15 protein-coding genes are annotated in these 14,347 nt (G+C 46.0%); 3 read left to right on the plus strand and 12 right to left on the minus strand.

What is annotated here, in order from left to right:
- Positions 1–33: 33 nt before the first annotated feature.
- The 12 genes from DQN52_RS08080 to DQN52_RS08135 all read right to left on the minus strand — a co-directional run bounded on the left by DQN52_RS08080 (position 34) and on the right by DQN52_RS08135 (position 9,403).
- The gene (locus DQN52_RS08080; RefSeq protein ID WP_003786735.1) at positions 34–1,392 is read right to left on the minus strand and encodes a PFL family protein; all 1,359 of its coding nucleotides are present in this window, start codon (positions 1,390–1,392) and stop codon (positions 34–36) included.
- Positions 1,393–1,436: 44 nt separating this feature from the next.
- A complete protein-coding gene (locus DQN52_RS08085) occupies positions 1,437–1,799 on the minus strand; it encodes a hypothetical protein (protein WP_003786733.1) in 363 nt (120 codons plus the stop codon).
- 51 nt (positions 1,800–1,850) lie between these two features.
- Entirely contained in the window at positions 1,851–2,129 is a 279-nt protein-coding gene (locus DQN52_RS08090) for a type II toxin-antitoxin system RelE family toxin (RefSeq protein ID WP_026036330.1), read from the minus strand.
- The gene (locus DQN52_RS08095; protein WP_026036329.1) at positions 2,126–2,368 is read right to left on the minus strand and encodes a type II toxin-antitoxin system Phd/YefM family antitoxin; all 243 of its coding nucleotides are present in this window, start codon (positions 2,366–2,368) and stop codon (positions 2,126–2,128) included. The genes DQN52_RS08090 and DQN52_RS08095 overlap by 4 nt, the downstream gene beginning before the upstream one ends.
- 79 nt (positions 2,369–2,447) lie before the next feature.
- A complete protein-coding gene (gene dld / locus DQN52_RS08100; protein WP_003786726.1) occupies positions 2,448–4,139 on the minus strand; it encodes a D-lactate dehydrogenase in 1,692 nt (563 codons plus the stop codon).
- 26 nt (positions 4,140–4,165) lie between these two features.
- Positions 4,166–4,438, minus strand: coding sequence for an ACT domain-containing protein (locus DQN52_RS08105; RefSeq protein ID WP_032133449.1), 273 nt, complete (start codon positions 4,436–4,438; stop codon positions 4,166–4,168).
- A 61-nt stretch (positions 4,439–4,499) separates the two neighbouring features.
- Positions 4,500–5,660, minus strand: coding sequence for a radical SAM family heme chaperone HemW (hemW, locus tag DQN52_RS08110; RefSeq protein ID WP_003786722.1), 1,161 nt, complete (start codon positions 5,658–5,660; stop codon positions 4,500–4,502).
- Positions 5,642–6,190, minus strand: a complete 549-nt coding sequence (locus DQN52_RS08115) for a DNA-3-methyladenine glycosylase I (RefSeq protein WP_032827709.1) — start codon at positions 6,188–6,190, stop codon at positions 5,642–5,644. Before DQN52_RS08115 ends, hemW begins: the two co-directional genes overlap by 19 nt.
- The gene (locus DQN52_RS08120; RefSeq protein WP_003786719.1) at positions 6,190–6,570 is read right to left on the minus strand and encodes a hypothetical protein; all 381 of its coding nucleotides are present in this window, start codon (positions 6,568–6,570) and stop codon (positions 6,190–6,192) included. Before DQN52_RS08120 ends, DQN52_RS08115 begins: the two co-directional genes overlap by 1 nt.
- Before the next feature lie 21 nt (positions 6,571–6,591).
- A complete protein-coding gene (locus DQN52_RS08125; protein WP_003786717.1) occupies positions 6,592–7,389 on the minus strand; it encodes an RNA methyltransferase in 798 nt (265 codons plus the stop codon).
- A gap of 102 nt (positions 7,390–7,491) precedes the next feature.
- Positions 7,492–7,692: a hypothetical protein gene (locus DQN52_RS08130; protein ID WP_003790295.1), complete on the minus strand. Its 201-nt coding sequence runs from the start codon at positions 7,690–7,692 to the stop codon at positions 7,492–7,494.
- Between the two features lie 256 nt (positions 7,693–7,948).
- Positions 7,949–9,403, minus strand: a complete 1,455-nt coding sequence (locus DQN52_RS08135; RefSeq protein ID WP_003786714.1) for a TrkH family potassium uptake protein — start codon at positions 9,401–9,403, stop codon at positions 7,949–7,951.
- A gap of 298 nt (positions 9,404–9,701) precedes the next feature.
- Here DQN52_RS08135 and aceE point away from each other — a divergent pair, with 298 nt between their 5' ends.
- The 3 genes from aceE (at position 9,702) to aceF (ending at position 14,329) form a co-directional block, all read left to right on the plus strand.
- A complete protein-coding gene (gene aceE, locus DQN52_RS08140; protein WP_003786711.1) occupies positions 9,702–12,392 on the plus strand; it encodes a pyruvate dehydrogenase (acetyl-transferring), homodimeric type in 2,691 nt (896 codons plus the stop codon).
- A gap of 121 nt (positions 12,393–12,513) precedes the next feature.
- Positions 12,514–12,639: a hypothetical protein gene (locus DQN52_RS11515; protein ID WP_003786707.1), complete on the plus strand. Its 126-nt coding sequence runs from the start codon at positions 12,514–12,516 to the stop codon at positions 12,637–12,639.
- 52 nt (positions 12,640–12,691) lie between these two features.
- Complete coding sequence (aceF, locus tag DQN52_RS08145; RefSeq protein ID WP_032827707.1) at positions 12,692–14,329, plus strand: dihydrolipoyllysine-residue acetyltransferase; 1,638 nt, start codon at positions 12,692–12,694, stop codon at positions 14,327–14,329.
- The last annotated feature ends 18 nt before the right edge of the window (positions 14,330–14,347 follow it).

Consider the following 14,347-nt stretch of genomic DNA (forward strand, 5'->3'; position numbering starts at 1 on the left):
TACATCAAAAAGCAGCCTGCAATATTACAGAAATCAATTTTTCATAGACTGCACAGGCGCAGGAATCCGCCCACCGCGATTGATAAACACCTCACAGCTACCCTCTTTAGTCGGCATAATCGGCGCATAACCCAACAAACCGCCAAATTCCACACTCTCGCCCACATCTTTCCCAGTTACGGGAATAATGCGAACCGCAGTCGTTTTGCTGTTAATCATACCGATTGCCGCCTCGTCCGCGATAATGCCCGAAATCGTCGCCGCGCTTGTCGTGCCAGCCACCGCAATCATATCCAAGCCCACCGAACAAACCGCCGTCATCGCTTCCAATTTATCCAGCGTTAAAATGCCGCTTTCTGCCGCCGCAATCATGCCCTCGTCTTCCGACACAGGAATGAACGCGCCACTCAAACCACCCACCGCGCTGCTTGCCATCATGCCGCCTTTTTTCACCGCATCATTGAGCAACGCCAAAGCCGCCGTTGTTCCGTGCGTACCACAAACCGACAAGCCCATGCTTTCCAAAATTCGCGCCACGCTGTCGCCAATCGCAGGGGTTGGCGCAAGCGACAAATCCAAAATGCCAAATGGAATATTTAACATTTTCGCTGCTTCCTGCCCAATCAATTCGCCCACGCGCGTGATTTTGAACGCCGTTTTTTTCACCACTTCCGCAATTTCCGTCAAATCGTGGCTGTCGCAATCTTTCAAAGCAGCCTGCACCACGCCTGGCCCTGAAACGCCCACGTTAATCACTGCGTCCGCTTCGCCCGAACCGTGAAACGCGCCTGCCATAAATGGATTGTCTTCCACCGCATTGCAGAACACGACAATTTTCGCGCAACCGAAACCCTCGGGCGTGATTTCCGCCGTTTGCTTGATGATTTCGCCCGCTAATTTTACCGCGTCCATGTTAATGCCTGCGCGAGTTGAGCCGATGTTGATAGACGAACACACGATGTCGGTCGTTTTCATCGCTTCGGGAATGCTGCGAATCAAAATTTTATCGGCTGGCGACATGCCTTTTTGCACCAACGCCGAAAAGCCGCCAATAAACGATACACCAATCGCTTTTGCCGCCTTGTCCAACGTTTGCGCGATAGAAACGTAACTATCCGCATTGGTTGCCGCCGCGATTTGCGCGATTGGGGTTACGGAAATGCGTTGATTGACAATCGGTACGCCGTATTTAGCCGATAAATGTCGCGCGGTTGCGACTAAATCTTTACCAATCGTTGTGATTTTATTGTAAATATTTTGGTTCAACACATTGATGTTGGGGTGAATGCAATCGTGCAAATCAATGCCAATCGTAATCGTGCGAACGTCAAAATTTTGGTCGGAAACCATGCGAATGGTTTCTAGAATTTCGTTGCTGTGAATGTTGCTCATGTTTGAGATTCCTTGTTTTTTGGGTTTCAGGCAGCCTTTTGGAATTAAAAACAACTATCAAATGTTTTTATTTCTTTTGTGGTAACACGATTTTGTTCGTCTAACCGAATAGTGAGTTCAGTAAAAAGACCATTGCAAGAAATAATGCTGCTTTTAAAAGGGAAATAGCCATTTGGTACGTTGGTAACGTATTTGTGATTGTTTAAATTAGGCTGTTCACCATTTTTGAGTAAACCATTTTGTTTTAACCATTGGGTTAGCTCGGCTTCGCTTGCGCCAACAGGCAAGGTTTCTAGCTTAGCTTGCCATTCTTGTTTCACGCGCAATATAGCTTTTTCATCATAATGTCCCAAAGAACAGGCGGTTAACGAAAAGGCGATAACACACAAAGTTAGAAATTTTTTCATGGATATTTCCTTTTTCAGGCTGCCTGAAATAAAGTTCAGCGAAATTAAAATTTACAAGCGACTATTTGCCACATCATAAACTACGCTTTTATCGCGTTTACCAATGGCGATGACTGTAACCGTAAGCACATTATCATCAACACGATAAACGAGACGATAGCCGATTTTACGCAATTTAATTTTGTAGCAATCAGGCATATTATGTAACGCAGCAGATGGAATACGCGGATTTTCCAAGCGTTTGGCTAGCGCGGATTTAAATTGTTGCTTGATGCTGTTGTCTAGCTTGCGCCATTCATCTTCCGCTTCGGCAACAAAGCGGTAATTTATAACTCATCTAGCGAAACCTCGCGGCTTGGTGAGTTAATACGCTCTTGAATGATTTGCGCGTCTTGCAAATCTTCCAAATAATCCATTAACTGCTCGTAATGCTGCGCTGGGATTAAATACGCTTCGAGCTTGTTGTGATTCAACACAGCAACCGCGCCTGTGGCTTCGTCAATAATAGAAGCGTAATTGCGCTTTAATTCGGCAACGCTCACGGCGTAATCGGCTAATACGGCTTGCATGATAGATCTCCCAAAAAAATATTGTTGCGAATGTGCAGGCTGCTTTTCATCGCACAAAGCAGCCTGCACTTTTATTCCATTATTCAGCCCAATTTTTCTTTTTAGACGTATGCCCAATGCCCACGTTAAAGCTATTGGTTGGGTCTAATTGGCGATAGAAGGCTTTGAGTTCGGGTTTGGCTTCATACAAATGACCTACGTTGTGTTCCGCAGGATATTGCGCCCCACGTTTGTCCAACAACGCTAACATTTCATGTTCCAAAGCCACCCAATCGTTGCCTTTTTTCACAATGTAATCTTGGTGGAAAACGTGGCAGAAGAAATGTCCGTAATACAATTTATGGCTGATTTTGCTGTTAATGCTTTCAGGCAGCGTTTCAAACCAGTCTTCATCATTGCGGCGCAAGGCGATGTCCAACGCCAAAATTTCTTCCACTTCATCGGAATGCACGGCGCGATAACGAACCGCCGCGCTTGCCACGGCAAATCGGTGCAACATGGCAGCTTGTGCTTCTTGTGGATTACACTCAAAAAACGCGCCTTTGCTGCTGTCGGCAAACAGATTTTTCAAGTATTCACGCGCTTCTGCCACGCCATCGCCACCCATTTTGATAATCAGATGATGTTCGTATTGCTTGTGATAATCCATCATGCTTTGCGGCAAATGTTGCGGCAAGAGTTTTGAACTCGCCTGCAAAACGCGGTCAGAAAAATGCTTCGGCAAGAACGATAAATTTTTCGCGAATCTGTCCACTTTTGCTTTGAAATCAAACAATTTGGGCAAATTGGCTGTGCCTGCGTGTTTGATGACGTAGAACATATCTTTGCCGTAATCCAGTGCAATATCAAACGCATCGCGGTGGATATACTCGCCTGAAATCGGCAAGTTTTTGAATTCTGCCAACATATTTCGGCGGATTTGCGTTAAAACGGCAGTATTGTTTGTGCCAACGTAGAACACGGCGGTGTTTTTTTCAGACACGAATGTGTCCAAACGTACGGCGAACACGGCTAATTTGCCTGCGCTGCCTGATGCTTCGTAATGTCGTGCTGGGTCTGCATTGAAACGCGCTGGCGTGTCGGCATCCACTTGGCGGACGTGATTGCAATAAGAATGGTCGTGTCCTTTGCCGCCCTCGTGAACGTCTTTGCGTTGATAATGATGTCCTTGTAAATTCGTCAAAATTTCTTCTGGCGTGTCGCCCAAATCAATGCCCAAGTGATTCACCAATTCCAATTCGCCGTTTTCGCCGATTTGAGCATACAAAGCCATTTCGGTGTAAGCAGGGCCGCGTTGTACCAACGAACCGCCCGAATTGTTGCACACGCCACCAATCACGCTCGCGCCAATGCACGAAGAACCAATCACGGAATGCGGTTCGCGCCCAAGCGGTTTGAGCAGCAATTCCAGTTCGTTCAAAGTTGCACCAGCTAGGCAGACGACTTGCGCGTTGTCGTTAATCAATTGCGTACCTTTAATTTTCATCGTGTTGATGATGACAATATCGCGGTCGTAATCCGAGCCTTGCGGTGTTGAACCGCCTGTTAAGCCTGTGTTTGACGCTTGGCTGATGATAATCACATTAGCATCCACACAGGCTTTAACGACTTGCCATTGTTGTAACAAGGTTTGCGGACGCACAACTGCCAACGCCGCTCCTGAACCAAAACGATAACCCTCGCGGTATTGTGCCGTTTGCGAAGGGTCGGTTAAAACATCTGCATTGCCAACAATTTGACGAAGTTGTTCAACTAATTTGGGAGAAGCCATGATTTTTTCCTCTTTAAAAAAGTGATTTAGATACGGTGCATAGCGTTAAAAATCTCTTCATTTTGAATACGAATATCCAAAGCCAATTTTTGTCCTTCATTGGCAAACAATTCCGCTAATTCAGTTGGTTTCAGGCTGCATTTTTCAGCGTCCACCAAAATAATCATCGTGAAAAATTCGCCCATCAATTGCTGACTAATGTTCATGATGTTGATTTGGTTGTCTGCCAAAATTTTTGCTACATCGTACACAATACCCACGCGGTCTTTACCAATAACAGAGATAACAGATTGATTCATCATCATTCCTTATAAATAAACATAAACAAAAAAATTCGTGTAAAAAGCAGCCTGCACTATGCTACAAAAAAATCTCAATCAAATCATTCAAAAATCTGCGTCCCAAATCGGTTGGGCGAAAAAACATCGGATTACTATCGAGCAAACCCCTTTGTTGTGCGATTTTAATTTGTTGGCTGATTTTTGCCACACTCACGCCCGTGCGTTCGCCAAAATACGCGCTGGGAACGCCGTCCACCAAACGCAACGCATTCATCATAAATTCAAACGGCAAATCTTGTGGCGCAACCATTTTGCGTTCAATCGCATCGTGCGGATTGGTTTGCATTGCCAACAAATAATCGCTAGGGTGGCGTTTGCGCGTGGTGCGTTCTATACGGTCGTGGTGCGACAATTTACCGTGTGCGCCTGCACCAATGCCAATGTAATCGCCAAATTGCCAGTAGTTTACATTGTGTCGTGCTTGTTGATTGGGCGATTTGGCAAACGCGCTGGTTTCGTATTGCACAAAACCAGCCTGCGCGAGTTCGGCGTGAATCGCATCTTCAATGTCTTGCGCGTTGTCGTCTTCGGGCAAGCCTTGCGGTGGCGTGTGTCCAAACGGCGTGTTCGGTTCGAGCGTTAATTGATACGCGCTGATGTGCGTTGTGCCAAATGCAATGGCGGTACGAATGTCATCGCAAGCAGCCTGCACCGTTTGGTGCGGCAGGGCATACATCAAATCGATGTTCACGCGCTCAAAAATTTGCGTGGCGACTTCAATCGCGTTTTTGGCTTCGTGCGCATTGTGAATGCGCCCCAAGGTTTTTAGTTTCGCATCATCAAAACTTTGTACGCCAATGGATAGGCGATTGATGCCTGCGTCTTTAAATCCTTGAAATTTATCTATTTCAAACGTGCTGGGATTGGCTTCCAATGTAATTTCGGTTTCGGGGTTGAGTTTAACCAAAGCGCGAATGCCGCTCAACAACTGGTCTATGGCTTTTGCACTGAACACGCTGGGTGTGCCGCCGCCGATAAAAATCGTGTCAATCGGTCGCCCCCAAAAATAGGGCAATTCGCTTTGCAAATCGGTCAGCAAGGCTTGGATATAGGCGTTTTCATCTAGCGTAGTTTTGATTTTGTGCGAATTGAAATCGCAATACGGACATTTTTGTATGCACCACGGAATGTGGATATACAGCGATAAGGGGGGCAAGGCGGTTAGCGGTTGGGTAAACATGATGAAGATATTCTGTGATAGATAGGGCAATCGGACGAATGTGCGCCGTCCAAATAACCCAAACTGATTAAAAATTCGCCCACGATTTCGCCGCCCACAAATTTAAAGTGGCGTTTAAACAGCTTGACCCACTCATCTTTACTGCGTGGGTGGTGCGCGTCTAGCCATGCTTTGAAGCTGCCAAATTCTTGTTGCAAGCGCGTAATTTGTTGCGCGTTAAAAATAGCAGCCTGCACTTTTAGACGATTGCGGATAATGCCTACATCGTTCAGCAATCGCGCCACATCGTCATTGTTGAATGCGGCAACTTGTGCCACATCAAATTGCGCGTAGGCGGTATAAAACGCGCGGCGTTTGTTCAAAATTGTTGTCCAACTCAAACCTGCTTGGTTGATTTCCAGCACCAAGCGTTCAAACAGCACATTGTCATCGTTTTGCGCGAAGCCGTATTCGGTGTCGTGATAGGCTTTGTTGGGATTGGTCGTACCATCGGGCAAGGCGTTACAAAATTGGCAATAGGCGGAACTCATCAAGCAGCCTGCACTTCGTTTAGTTGAAAAATCAAGGTGTTATTGCGTAGTTCCACGCCAGCAATCGTGCGCCCAGCCAGTTGTTTGCGATACACACCAAACGCATCAAGGTGCAGAAAAACGGTTTTATCGCTGGTATTGAGCGTGAATTTTTTGCTATTGATGCCACTAAACAGCTTAACCAGCATATTCGCGCCCCACGGCAATTCGTAGCCAAACAGCAGGCTGCTATCGCTAAAACGCAGTAAATTCAGTTTGATGTCAAACCAATAATGCGCGGTGATTTGATTGGGTGCGGTTTGTTGGATAGACACAGGACGCGTGCTATTTTTGTTTAGCTGGGCGGCAAAATCGGATAAAGATAGATGTAATTCGTTCATAAAAGTGCAGGCTGCTTTGGATTATTTAGACAAAGATTGCTGAATTTTCTTGTAAAAACCGCGCAAAATATCCACGTCTTCGGTGGTCGTGTCGGCGCGATTAAACAAGGCGTGCAAACGGCGCATCATGCGTTCTTGATTGCGGCTGCGGAAAAAATCCAGCTGTCCCATAGTTTGCTCCAAATGCTGCACCATGCCTGCCACTTGGTCGGCAGTGGCAAGATTACGCTCGGGGATTAAATGGCTCATGTCTTGATTGACTTGGCTGAACAATTCGTAACACACCACTTGCACCGCTTGCGCCAAGTTCAGCGAAAAATAATTGGGGTTGCCCGAAATCGTCATCAGGCGGTTGCAATGCTGCACTTCGTCAATGCTCAAACCAAAGGTTTCGTTGCCAAACACCAACGACACGGTTTGCCCCGATTGTGCCGCTGCCAACAAGCTGGGCGTGAGTTCGCGTGGCGTTTGTAAGGGCGATGTCAATTCGCGGCGACGGCTGGTTAAAGCGCAATTCAAAACCGAACCCGATAAGGCTTCGGGCAAAGTGGCAACAATTTTGGCATTTTCCAGCACATCAACCGCGCCCGATGCCAAGATAAAACTTTCTTCTGGCAACACAAATTGCTCGGCTTGTTCGGCAATAAATTCGGGCGGTTCGGGGGTCATGGGTGTTGCCATGATATTGGGCGCAACCAAAACCAGTTGGCTCAATCCCATGGTTTTCATGGCGCGCGCGGCTGCACCAATATTGGCTGGGTGGCTGGTGCGGCTCAACACAATGCGTATGTGGCACAAGTAATCGGGAACGGTGTTCATAGCTTTATCTGTATTACAAAATGGCGCAAATTATAACAAAAAGCAGCCTGCACTATCCGAAAAAGTGCAGGCTGCTTTGATGGTTTAAGCAGTCAATCAAAATTATACGCTAAAACCCGCTGCGCCAACCGCAGCTTTGAACGCCGCCTCATCAAAATCGTCGCCATGTGTTACCACAACGTAGCCACCTTCGTGGTTTGCATTAACGAATTTAACGCCAGCCACGCTGCTGGTTTGTTCTACCAAACGGTCTGCATCTGCTTTGCCGCCCATACCGCCAACTGTAAATTTAGATTGTGCCATAAATAGCTCCTTCATTAAACAATAGAAAGTTATTCTGCAAGGCATTGCCTCGCTTCCCGAGTGCTGAACGAGAATGCTTTGCATGAATGCGAAGTATTTATCGCCCGTTAAGCTACGTGAATTCTGCCTATATTTTGTGTAATTGTCTGATTATTTTTTGTAAATATAGGTATATATTCATGAAAAATATTGTTTTTTTGTTTGATAAAAATGTAATCAAGTGTCGTTTTTTCCATACGAAGCAGCCTGCACTTTTTTATTTTTTCCAATAACCTGGTGTAAACAACATAAACACTGTAAAAATTTCCAGTCGCCCCAACAACATAACAGTGGTGAGCAACCATTTTTGCAGGCTGCTTAGTGCGCTGTAATTTTCGGCTGGCCCAACCGAACCCAAAGCAGGCCCTGCGTTGGTAATGCAAGCAATAACGGCTGTGAGTGCGGTAATAAAATCCAAGCCCGATAGCATCATCACAAATACAAATAAAACCACGGTCATAAAGTAAACAAAAATAAACGCCATAATCGCCATAGCAAGGCGTTCGTTTAGGCTGCGTCCGTTTACTTTGACGGTGCGAACGGCATTGGGGTGCTGCAATAGCGTGGTTTCGCGCAAAGTGAATTTTGCCAACGCAATGGCGCGGGCGAGTTTGATGCCACCGCCCATTGAGCCTGTGTTCGCCAAAATGTTGGATAGAAAAAACATCCACAGCGACACAATCAAGGGCCAGTTGGCAAAGTTGGCATTGGCAAAACCGCTGGCTAAACCAATGGAAACGTAGTTAAACGTCACATAGCGAAACGCATCGCCAAGACTGTAAAAACCTTTGTAAAACAGATACAAACTGGCAAGCACGATACTACTTATCAAAACGATGAGCATAGTGCGGACTTCTTCGTCTTTCCAGTAGTGGCGCAAGGTTTTTTGGCGCAGGGCGGCAAAGTGATTGGCAAAATTGATGCCGCCAATAATGGTGGCAACGGTAATCACGATTTCGATGGCAACGGAATCGTAGTGGGCGATGCCGTTGTCGTGCGTGGAAAAGCCGCCCAAAGCAAAGGCGGACATGGCATGACACAGCGCGTCAAACCACGTCATACCAGCCTGCATTAAAGCCAGAAAAACAATTATCGTGCCTGTTAAATACAGCAACCAAAGTTGTTTGGCGGTTTGTGAAATGCGCGGTGCCATTTTGTTGTCTTTCTCAATACCGGGGATTTCGGCTTTGAATAATTGCGTACCACCCACGCCCAGCATTGGCAAAATTGCCACCGCCAGCACGATAATCCCCATACCGCCCAGCCAGTTGAGCAAATGTCGCCAAAAATTGATGGACGGTGGGATTTGATCTAGCCCTGTAATTACGGTTGCCCCTGTGGTGGTCAAGCCGCTCATCGATTCAAAATAAGCATCAGTAAACGACATTTCTGGGAAGAATAAATACAAAGGCATGGCAGCCACAATAGCAAAGCCGAGCCAAAGCATGGTTACCAAGGCAAAGCCATCGCGTGGACGCAATTCACGTTGGTGTTTGCGCGTTACAAACCAAATTAAAGATGAGCAAAGTACGGTGATTTCTGCGGTTCGACTGAATGCAAAAAACGCATCATCATCGTGTGCATAAGACATAAGCGTGGGAAAAACCAACATGAGCGCAAACAGCAGCCCCAATTTGGATAAAATATGGATAGTGGGTATGATTTTTTGCATATATTTTCAATGCGGATAAATGTTTTTTTGAGCAACAAAAATACCCTTGGATTGAATAGACTGAATCAATCAAAAGCAGCCTGCACTTTATTTTTGCGCCGTTTATCGTTTTATAAATGTGAAATTGTGCCATAGTCTCACAAAGAATCGCAAACAGAAAGTGCAGGCTGCTTTGGTTGCCATAAAGGGCGTTTTGGGGCTACAATTCGACTGTTTGCCATTGTATTCTGTTGGCTCGCAGCCTGCACAAAATAATGGTTATGTGTAACCATCAATTCAATATAGAAGGAAAAACGCTATGTCTCAAACTCATAACGATACGCCTGATTTAGACCCAATCGAAACCCAAGAATGGTTGGATTCATTGGCTTCAGTTTTGCAAAACGAAGGTGCAGAACGCGCCCATTTCATCTTGGAAAATTTGGTGAAATACACGCGTCGTCGTGGCGTACACTTGCCATTTGACGCAACAACTGCTTATTTGAATACTATTCCTGTTGGCAAAGAACAAAAATCTCCTGGTAACCACGAATTAGAACACCGCATTCGTTCTGCAATCCGTTGGAATGCGGCTGCAATGGTAATCCGTGCAGGTAAAAAAGACTTGGAATTGGGCGGTCATATTTCCTCTTTCGCATCTTCTGCAACTTTGTATGACGTTGGTTTTAACCATTTCTGGAAAGCCAAAGGCGAAAATGGCGAAGAAGGTGATTTGGTGTTTATCCAAGGTCACTCTGCGCCTGGTATTTACGCGCGCGCCTTTATTGAAGGTCGTTTGAGCGAAGACCAATTAAACAATTTCCGTCAAGAAATCGGCGGTAATGGTTTGTCTTCTTACCCGCACCCACATTTAATGCCTAACTTCTGGCAATTCCCAACCGTATCTATGGGTTTGGGCCCATTGATGGCGATTTATCAAGCGCGTTTCTTGAAATACTTGGATTCCCGCGGTTTGAGCAAAACGGCTGGTCGTAAAGTTTGGTGCTTCTTGGGCGACGGCGAAATGAGCGAACCTGAATCTTTGGGTGCGATTTCATTGGCTGCGCGTGAAGGTTTGGACAACTTGATTTTCGTAATTAACTGTAACTTGCAACGCTTGGACGGTCCTGTTCACGGTAACGGCAAAATTATTCAAGAATTTGAAGGCACATTCCGCGGTGCTGGCTGGAACGTGATTAAAGTAATTTGGGGTGGTAAATGGGATGCATTGTTAGCAAAAGATACCAACAACATCTTGAAACAACGCATGGAAGAAGTGTTAGACGGCGATTACCAAACATTCAAATCAAAAGACGGTGCATACGTACGCGAACATTTCTTCAATACGCCTGAATTGAAAGCCATGGTTGCCAATATGTCTGACGATGAAATTTGGTCATTGAATCGTGGCGGTCATGACCCACACAAAGTTTACGCAGCTTACCATGAAGCGGTAACCAATGCTGGTGGTCGTCCGACTGTGATTTTGGCTAAAACCATTAAAGGTTATGGCATGGGCGCATCTGGTGAAGGTCAAAACGTGGCGCACCAATCTAAAAAAATGGACGTGGCTTCATTGAAACAATTCCGTACTCGTTTCAATATCCAAGTTACTGATGAACAAATTGATAGCGGCGATTTGCCATATTTCCGCTTCCCAGAAGACAGCGAAGAAATGCGCTACTTGCGTGAACGTCGCAATGCTTTGGGCGGTTACTTGCCAGCGCGTAATCCTGCAACTGATGCGCTACCGATTCCTGAATTGTCTGCGTTTGACGCTCAATTACAAACCAGCGGCGACCGCGAATTCTCTACAACAATGGCATTCGTTCGTATTTTGAATACTTTGTTGAAAGACAAACAATTGGGTAAACGCATTGTGCCTATCGTACCTGATGAAAGCCGTACATTTGGTATGGAAGGCATGTTCCGCCAATACGGTATTTGGAACTTGAAAGGTCAGCAATACACGCCACAAGACAAAGACCAATTGATGTTCTATAAAGAATCCATTGACGGTCAAATCTTGCAAGAAGGTATTAACGAACCAGGTGCAATGGCAGACTGGATTGCTGCTGCAACTTCATACGCAAACAACTGTTACGCGATGATTCCATTCTACATTTATTACTCAATGTTTGGTTTCCAACGTGTAGGCGATTTGGCTTGGGCGGCGGGCGATATGCACGCACGCGGCTTCTTGTTAGGTGGTACAGCAGGTCGTACAACTTTGAACGGTGAAGGTTTGCAACATGAAGATGGTCATAGCCACATTCAGGCAGATTTGATTCCAAATTGCTTGTCTTATGACCCAACTTATCAATATGAAATTGCTGTGATTGTACAAGATGGTTTGCGCCGTATGTACGTTGAGCAGGAAGATGTTTGGTACTACATCACTTTGATGAATGAAAACTACAAACATCCAGCTATGCCACAACGCGAAAATATCGAACGTGATATCTTGAAAGGTATGTACTTGTTGCGCGAAGGTGCAAAATCTGACAAGAAAGTTCAATTGATGGGTTCTGGTGTAATTTTGGAAGAAGTGATTCACGCGGCTGATTTGTTAAAAGCTGATTTTGGTGTGGATGCAGACGTTTGGTCTTGTACATCGTTCAATTTGTTGCACCGTGATGCGATAGAAGTGGAACGCCACAACCGCTTGCACCCGACTGGCGAACAAAAAGTATCGTTTGTGGCGCAACAATTGAAAGGTCATCAAGGCCCTGTGGTGGCAGCAACTGACTACATTCGCAGCTTTGCCAACCGCATTCGTGAAGCGATTCCAGCCGAAAATGGCGAATATGTGGTATTGGGTACAGACGGTTTTGGTCGTTCAGACAGCCGCGCGAATTTGCGTAGCTTCTTTGAGGTGGACCGCTACCATGTTGCTGTTGCCGCGTTGAACGCATTGGCAAATCAAGGCAAAATTGACCGCAATTTGGTTCAAGTGGCGATTGAAAAATACGGCATCAAAGTGGACAACACACCTAGCTGGAAATGCTAATTTTGCGTGTTTGATATGCGATAAGCCGTTTCAGGCAGCCTGCAATATTGGGAACAATATAGTTTGAAAATGTGCAGGCTGCCTGAAAACAAAACATCAAATCAATCAATGAGTTTTAATAATGAAAAAATCTGTTTTCGTTGCGATTTTATCTATGAGCTTGTTGCTAACGGCTTGTGGCGCGAAAGATAAATGCTTGGATTTAGGCGGACGTTGGAACGAAGCCACACAATCATGTGAAAAATAATTCAGGCAGCATGAAACAATTTTCCCCATTAAAAATAATTGGAAAGAATAGAATGAGTATTGTAGAAATCAAAGTCCCCGACATCGGCGGACATGAAAATGTGGACATCATCGCCGTTGAAGTCAAAGTGGGCGATACCATTAGCGTTGATGATACGCTGATTACTTTGGAAACCGACAAAGCCACAATGGACGTTCCTGCGGACGCGGCTGGTGTTGTGAAAGAAGTGAAAGTTAAAGTAGGCGACAAAATTTCCGAAGGTGGTGTGATTTTGTTGGTGGAAACGGCTGGCGGTGCGGCTGCAGAAGCACCAAAAGCGGCTGAACCTTTGCTAACACCTGCGCCTGTTCAGGCTGCTGCACCTGCACCGTCTGCTCCTGCGGCAAGTGGCGCGGCGGAAAAAGTATTAGTTCCTGATATTGGAGGACACAATGATGTTGATGTGATTGCGGTTGAAATCAAAGTGGGCGATGCCGTTGCGGTTGATGATACTTTGATTACTTTGGAAACTGACAAAGCAACGATGGACGTACCTTGCACCGTAGCGGGCATGGTAACTGCGGTTCATATTAAAGTAGGCGACAAAGTATCTGAAGGTTCTTTGATTATTGAAGTGGCGGCGGCTGGTTCTGCACCTGTTGCGGCTGCACCTGCACCTGCGCCAGCAGCTGAAACACCAAAGGCTGCTCCAGCACCTGCGCCGACTGCACCTACTCCAGTAGCAGCTGGCGTGGCAGCAGCTTACGGTTCTGTAAATGAAGAAGGTTTTGCGAAAGCACACGCAGGCCCATCTACTCGCAAATTGGCGCGTGAATTGGGCGTGGATTTGAGCTTGGTTAAAGGTTCGGGTGCGAAAGGTCGTATTACTGCCGATGACGTTAAAGGCTTTGTAAAAGGCGTGATGCAAAATGGTGGTACAAAAGCTGCTCCTGCTGCTGGCGCGTCTTTGGGTGGTGGCTTGGACTTGTTGCCATGGCCTAAAGTTGATTTCAGCAAATTTGGCGAAATCGAAGTTAAAGAATTGTCGCGCATTAAGAAAATTTCTGGTCAAAACTTGTCGCGCAACTGGGTGGTTATCCCTCACGTTACCGTAAACGAAGATGCGGACATGACCGAATTGGAAGAATTTCGCAAAGTATTGAACAAAGAATGGGAAAAGGCGGGCGTGAAAGTGTCGCCGTTGGCGTTCATCATCAAAGCGTCTGTGAGCGCGTTGAAAGCATTCCCAGAGTTCAATTCTTCGTTGGACGGCGACAATTTAATCTTGAAAAAATACTACAACATCGGCTTTGCGGCAGATACGCCAAACGGCTTGGTTGTGCCTGTCATTAAAGATGTGGACCAAAAAGGCTTGAAAGAAATTTCTATCGAGTTGGCTGAATTGAGCAAAAAAGCGCGTGAAGGCAAATTGAAACCACAAGAAATGCAAGGTGCTTGCTTCACGATTTCTAGCTTGGGTGGCATTGGTGGTACAGGCTTTACGCCAATCGTAAATGCGCCTGAAGTGGCCATTTTGGGTGTATGCAAATCAACCATCAAACCTGTTTGGAATGGCAAAGAATTTGAACCGCGCTTGATGTGTCCGTTGAGCTTGTCGTTTGACCATCGCGTAATTGACGGTGCGGCTGGTATGCGCTTTACGGTATTCTTGGCGAACTTGTTAAAAGACTTCCGCCGCGTAGCACTGTAATCTAGCTACTCTATAAAA

The organism is Kingella kingae (assembly GCF_900475905.1).
GTDB lineage: Bacteria > Pseudomonadota > Gammaproteobacteria > Burkholderiales > Neisseriaceae > Kingella > Kingella kingae.

Bases quoted from the DNA above. Each gene is read 5' to 3' on its own strand.
- DQN52_RS08125 (WP_003786717.1), bottom strand. From the start codon at position 7,389: ATGAACACCGTTCCCGATTACTTGTGCCACATACGCATTGTGTTGAGC.
- DQN52_RS08105 (WP_032133449.1), bottom strand. From the start codon at position 4,438: ATGAATCAATCTGTTATCTCTGTTATTGGTAAAGACCGCGTGGGTATT.
- DQN52_RS08120 (WP_003786719.1), bottom strand. From the start codon at position 6,570: ATGAACGAATTACATCTATCTTTATCCGATTTTGCCGCCCAGCTAAAC.
- aceF (WP_032827707.1), top strand. From the start codon at position 12,692: ATGAGTATTGTAGAAATCAAAGTCCCCGACATCGGCGGACATGAAAAT.
- DQN52_RS11515 (WP_003786707.1), top strand. From the start codon at position 12,514: ATGAAAAAATCTGTTTTCGTTGCGATTTTATCTATGAGCTTGTTGCTA.
- dld (WP_003786726.1), bottom strand. From the start codon at position 4,139: ATGGCTTCTCCCAAATTAGTTGAACAACTTCGTCAAATTGTTGGCAAT.
- DQN52_RS08115 (WP_032827709.1), bottom strand. From the start codon at position 6,190: ATGAGTTCCGCCTATTGCCAATTTTGTAACGCCTTGCCCGATGGTACG.
- DQN52_RS08080 (WP_003786735.1), bottom strand. From the start codon at position 1,392: ATGAGCAACATTCACAGCAACGAAATTCTAGAAACCATTCGCATGGTT.
- DQN52_RS08095 (WP_026036329.1), bottom strand. From the start codon at position 2,368: ATGCAAGCCGTATTAGCCGATTACGCCGTGAGCGTTGCCGAATTAAAG.
- DQN52_RS08130 (WP_003790295.1), bottom strand. From the start codon at position 7,692: ATGGCACAATCTAAATTTACAGTTGGCGGTATGGGCGGCAAAGCAGAT.
- DQN52_RS08135 (WP_003786714.1), bottom strand. From the start codon at position 9,403: ATGCAAAAAATCATACCCACTATCCATATTTTATCCAAATTGGGGCTG.
- hemW (WP_003786722.1), bottom strand. From the start codon at position 5,660: ATGTTTACCCAACCGCTAACCGCCTTGCCCCCCTTATCGCTGTATATC.
- aceE (WP_003786711.1), top strand. From the start codon at position 9,702: ATGTCTCAAACTCATAACGATACGCCTGATTTAGACCCAATCGAAACC.
- DQN52_RS08085 (WP_003786733.1), bottom strand. From the start codon at position 1,799: ATGAAAAAATTTCTAACTTTGTGTGTTATCGCCTTTTCGTTAACCGCC.